Origin of the sequence: Microbacterium sp., from assembly GCF_036277215.1 — a bacterium.
In the GTDB taxonomy this organism is placed as follows: Bacteria; Actinomycetota; Actinomycetes; order Actinomycetales; family Microbacteriaceae; genus Microbacterium.
On sequence record NZ_DASUNI010000179.1, the window covers coordinates 1 to 4,320 of the forward strand.

The window sequence follows — 4,320 nt, forward strand, 5'->3', positions numbered from 1 at the left end:
CGCGCCGACGGGTCCGAAAGGCGCGGTCTGGACGAGAACGTTCGATCCCAGCCACCGGCGCGCGGGCGCATCGAGCGATGCCGCGTCCATCGCGTTGTAGAGCACACCGGTGTAGCGATCGATCGCCGCCATCGTCGGCGCCGACCGCATCACCGCGTTGAGCGCGACCTCGGGATGCTGCGTGACGCCGAGTCCGAGCACGCGCGCCGCGGCCGCGGCATCCGTCGAAAGCTCTTCCAGAGCACCGAGCACCGCCTCGCGCTGAGGTCGCAGTCCCGGCAGTGCGAGCGCGCCGAGGTCGAGGCGCACCGATCCCCCGCCCGCGCGCTTGGTCTCGGACGGGGGCAGAAGGACGAGCAACCTACGAGATGATCGCTGCGTTGCCCGCGACGATCGTCACCACGTCGCTCTCGACCGACAGGAAGCCGTCCTGCGCGTTCGCGATGATCTTGCTGCCGTCGTCGAGGGTGATCCGGACCTCGCCGGCCGCGAGCACACCGAGGATGGGCTCGTGGCCGGTCATGATGCCGATCTCGCCGATCACGGTCTTCGCGACGACGAGACTCGCCTCGCCCGACCAGACTTCGTGGTCGGCCGCGACGAGATTCACCGTGAGCGCCATGGTCAGCCGTTCTCCTTCTGGATGCGCGCCCAGTTCTCCTCGACATCGGAGATGCCGCCGACGTTGAAGAACGCCTGCTCGGCGACGTGGTCGAAGTCGCCCTTGACGATCGCGTCGAAGGACTCGATGGTCTCGGCGATCGGGACCGTCGACCCCTCGACTCCGGTGAACTTCTTCGCCATGTAGGTGTTCTGAGAGAGGAACTGCTGGATGCGGCGCGCACGGGACACGACGACCTTGTCCTCTTCGGAGAGCTCGTCGACACCGAGGATGGCGATGATCTCCTGCAGTTCCTTGTTCTTCTGGAGGATCTGCTTGACGGCCGTCGCGACGCGGTAGTGGTCGGCGCCGATGTAACGCGGGTCGAGGATGCGACTCGTCGAGGTCAGCGGGTCGACGGCCGGGTAGAGGCCCTTGGACGCGATCTCACGGGAGAGCTCGGTCGTCGCGTCGAGGTGCGCGAACGTGGTCGCCGGGGCCGGGTCGGTGTAGTCGTCGGCGGGGACGTAGATCGCCTGCAGCGATGTGATCGAGTGACCGCGCGTGGAGGTGATGCGCTCCTGGAGCACACCCATCTCGTCGGCGAGGTTCGGCTGGTAGCCCACCGCGGAGGGCATGCGGCCGAGGAGGGTCGACACCTCGGAACCGGCCTGCGTGAAGCGGAAGATGTTGTCGATGAACAGCAGCACGTCCTGACCCTGCACGTCGCGGAAGTACTCCGCCATGGTGAGGGCCGACAGGGCCACCCGAAGGCGCGTCCCGGGCGGCTCGTCCATCTGGCCGAAGACCAGGGCGGTCTTGTCGAAGACGCCGGCCTCCTCCATCTCGTGAATGAGGTCGTTGCCCTCACGGGTGCGCTCGCCCACTCCTGCGAACACCGACACACCACCGTGGTCCTGCGCGACTCGCTGGATCATCTCCTGGATGAGGACGGTCTTGCCCACGCCGGCGCCGCCGAACAGGCCGATCTTGCCGCCGAGCACGTACGGCGTCAGCAGGTCGATGACCTTGATGCCGGTCTCGAACATCTGCGTCTTGGACTCGAGCAGGTCGAAGCTCGGCGCCTTGCGGTGGATGCCCCAGCGCTCGGTGATCTCGATCTTCTCGCCCGGCGCGGCGTTGAGGACCTCCCCGATGACGTTGAACACCTTGCCCTTGGTGACGTCGCCGACGGGCACCGTGATGGGGCCGCCGGTGTCGCGCACTTCCTGGCCGCGGACGACGCCGTCGGTGGGCTTCAGCGCGATCGCGCGAACGAGGTCGTCCCCCAGATGCTGGGCGACCTCGAGTGTGATCTCGTTCGACTCGTCGCCGATGGTGATGGTCGTCTTGAGCGCGTTGTAGATGTCGGGAAGCGAGTCGTGCGGGAACTCGATGTCGACGACCGGACCGGTGACGCGCGCGACGCGTCCGACGACCGTGGTCTGTTCGGCGGTAGCGGTGAGGGTCATTGTCTTCTTCTCTTTCGGAGGGGTATCTAGTTCGCCGACGACAGGGCGTCGGCTCCGCCGACGATCTCGGCGATCTGCTGGGTGATCTCGGCCTGGCGCGCGTTGTTGCGCAGCCGGGTGTAGTCGGTGATGAGCTTGTCGGCGTTGTCGCTGGCGGACTTCATCGCCTTCTGCGTCGCAGCGTGCTTCGCGGCGGAGGACTGCAGGAGGGCGTTGAAGATGCGGCTCTGGATGTACACCGGCAGGAGAGCATCGAGAACGGTCGCAGGGTCCGGCTCGAACTCGTAGAGCGGGAAGGCCTGGACGTCCGATGCGGACTCGCTGGCCTCGACGACCTCGAGGGGAAGCAGGCGCACCGTCTCGGGGGTTTGCGTCATCATGCTCACGAAGCGGTTGTAGACCAGGTGGATCTCGTCCACGCCGCCGCGCTCGGACCCGCGCTCGAAGGCCTCGAGCAGCGTGCCGGAGATCTGCTCCGCGAAACGGAACTCCGGCGTATCGGTGTCGCCCGTCCACTCCGCCGCACTCTGGATGCGCCGGAACTGGAAGAACGCGACCGCCTTGCGACCGACGAGATAGTAGGTGACTTCCTTGCCCTGCGACTGCAGGAGTGTCGCCAGCTCCAGCCCTTCGCGCATGATCTGCGAGTTGAATGCGCCCGCTAGGCCACGGTCCGAGGCGAAGATCACGACCGCCGACCTCTGAACCTCGCGGGCCGTGGTCAGCGGGTGGTCGATGTTCGAATGCGTGGCCACGGCCGACACGGCCCGCGTCACCGCGCGCGCGAACGGCGCCGAGGCGCGAACGCGCCCCATCGCCTTCTGAATGCGCGAGGCCGCGATGAGCTCCATCGCCTTCGTGATCTTCTTGGTCGTCTGAGCAGTGCTGATCTTCTGCTTGTAGACCCTCAGTTGTGCGCCCATGGTCCGTGTCCGCCGCCCGCTACTTGCGGCGGCCCTTGACGATCTGCTCCTGGTTCACGTCCTCGACCTCCGCGGCCTTGAACTCCTCGTGGCCCGGGTTGTCGATGTGCTGGCCGCTGCCGCCCTGGAATTCGAGCGTGAAGGCGTCCACCACGCGGCCCAGCTCGGCCACGGTGTCGTCGTCCAGCACATTCGTCTCACGGAGGCGATCGAGGATCGTCGTGTTGCGGCGGACGTGATCCAGCAGGTCCCGTTCGAAGCGCAGCACGTCCTCGACCTCGATGGTGTCCAGCTTGCCGTTCGTGCCGGCCCAGATCGAGACGACCTGCTCTTCGACCGGGTACGGGGAGTACTGCGGCTGTTTGAGCAGCTCCGTGAGGCGCGCACCACGGGCCAGCTGACGGCGGGACGCCGCATCCAGGTCGCTCGCGAACATCGCGAACGCCTCGAGCGAGCGGTACTGGGCGAGCTCGAGCTTGAGCGTGCCGGAGACCTTCTTGATCGACTTGACCTGCGCGTCGCCGCCGACTCGGGACACCGAGATGCCGACGTCGACCGCGGGACGCTGGTTGGCGTTGAACAGGTCGGACTGCAGGAAGATCTGTCCGTCGGTGATCGAGATCACGTTGGTGGGGATGTACGCCGAGACGTCGTTGGCCTTGGTCTCGATGATCGGCCGGCCGGTCATCGAGCCGGCGCCCAGCTCGTCGGAGAGCTTGGCGCAACGCTCGAGCAGACGGGAGTGCAGGTAGAAGACGTCGCCCGGGTAGGCCTCACGTCCCGGCGGGCGGCGCAGCAGCAGCGAAACGGCGCGGTAGGCCTCGGCCTGCTTGGTCAGGTCATCGAAGATGATCAGCACGTGCTTGCCGGCGTACATCCAGTGCTGGCCGATGGCCGAGCCGGTGTACGGGGCGAGGTACTTGAAGCCGGCCGGGTCGGATGCCGGAGCGGCGACGATCGTCGTGTACTCCATCGCACCGGCGTCTTCGAGAGCGCCCTTCACGGCCGCGATCGTCGAGCCCTTCTGGCCGATGGCGACGTAGATGCAGCGCACCTGTTTGGTGGTGTCGCCCGAGTCCCAGTTGGCCTTCTGGTTGATGATCGTGTCGATCGCGATCGCGGTCTTGCCCGTCTGGCGGTCGCCGATGATGAGCTGGCGCTGGCCGCGGCCGACCGGGATCATCGCGTCGATCGCCTTGATGCCGGTCTGCATCGGCTCGTGGACGCTCTTACGCGACATGACGCCCGGCGCCTGCAGTTCGAGGGCGCGGCGGGTCTCGCTCTTGATCTCGCCGAGACCGTCGATCGGGGTGCCGAGCGGGTC

5 protein-coding genes are annotated in these 4,320 nt (G+C 66.8%); all 5 read right to left on the reverse strand.

The annotated features are described in order from the left end of the window. Nucleotides 1–360, reverse strand: a 360-nt coding sequence (gene yaaA / locus VFX99_RS09235) for a peroxide stress protein YaaA (protein ID WP_329666006.1), incomplete at its 3' end; no start/stop codon positions are given. A 1-nt stretch (nt 361) separates the two neighbouring features. After that, the gene (locus tag VFX99_RS09240; protein ID WP_329666007.1) at nt 362–622 is read right to left on the reverse strand and encodes a F0F1 ATP synthase subunit epsilon; all 261 of its coding nucleotides are present in this window, start codon (nt 620–622) and stop codon (nt 362–364) included. A 2-nt stretch (nt 623–624) separates the two neighbouring features. After that, complete coding sequence (gene atpD / locus VFX99_RS09245; protein ID WP_329666008.1) at nt 625–2,073, reverse strand: F0F1 ATP synthase subunit beta; 1,449 nt, start codon at nt 2,071–2,073, stop codon at nt 625–627. Between the two features lie 26 nt (nt 2,074–2,099). Beyond that, nucleotides 2,100–2,996 carry a F0F1 ATP synthase subunit gamma gene (locus tag VFX99_RS09250; RefSeq protein WP_329666009.1) on the reverse strand — a complete coding sequence of 299 codons (897 nt, stop codon included), beginning with the start codon at nt 2,994–2,996 and terminating at the stop codon, nt 2,100–2,102. Nucleotides 2,997–3,015: 19 nt separating this feature from the next. Continuing rightward, a partial coding sequence (gene atpA, locus VFX99_RS09255) for a F0F1 ATP synthase subunit alpha (RefSeq protein ID WP_329666010.1) occupies nt 3,016–4,320 on the reverse strand: 1,305 nt, incomplete at its 5' end.

Excerpts from the sequence above, each read along its gene's own strand:
- VFX99_RS09240 (WP_329666007.1), bottom strand. The coding sequence starts at position 622 with ATGGCGCTCACGGTGAATCTCGTCGCGGCCGACCACGAAGTCTGGTCG.
- atpD (WP_329666008.1), bottom strand. The coding sequence starts at position 2,073 with ATGACCCTCACCGCTACCGCCGAACAGACCACGGTCGTCGGACGCGTC.
- VFX99_RS09250 (WP_329666009.1), bottom strand. The coding sequence starts at position 2,996 with ATGGGCGCACAACTGAGGGTCTACAAGCAGAAGATCAGCACTGCTCAG.